This is a genomic window from Bacillus sp. LR--39 (genome assembly GCF_053613335.1).
In genome coordinates, this window is the sequence record NZ_JBSIOT010001455.1 from 1 (window position 1) to 544 (window position 544).

General features: G+C 48.2%; 1 pseudogene. It reads right to left on the minus strand.

What is annotated here, in order from left to right:
* Window positions 1-167 precede the first annotated feature (167 nt).
* Window positions 168-544: pseudogene (gabD, locus tag ACWHAR_RS31100) on the minus strand (succinate-semialdehyde dehydrogenase); the annotation flags it as partial.

A 544-nucleotide genomic window follows, 5' to 3' on the forward strand; every position in this document is an offset into this window, starting at 1 on the left:
GCTCCCCCAAAACAAAGCCGGGAGAAGAGCCAATAATAAATCCATTGTTGGGGAACCTTCTTTCAAAATGTATTTGCTGTTATTTTGGCTGGAATTGTTGTGATTATTCGCCGGAACACAAAAAGAGCTGCCGGAAAATCCGGCAGCTCTCAGGAGCGTGCATTCTTTTATAAACCGATGGACAAATATTTTGTTTCAAGGTACGGCTCGATGCCTTCTGAACCGCCTTCACGGCCAATGCCGCTTTCTTTCATTCCGCCGAATGGCGCTTGAACAGCTGACGGTCCGCCGTCATTCCAGCCGATAATGCCATACTCTAGATTCTCGGAAATATAGATGCCGCGGCGGTAGTTTTCTGTGAAGAAGTAAGCAGCCAAGCCATACGGTGTATCGTTGGCAAGCTGAATCGCTTCATCAATATCAGAAAACGTGACGATCGGGGCGACCGGGCCGAATGTTTCCTCATGCATGATGTTCATGGACGTATCGACATCGGTGAGCACTGTCGGATTCACAAAGTAGCACCCTTTGTCATCGTTTCGGT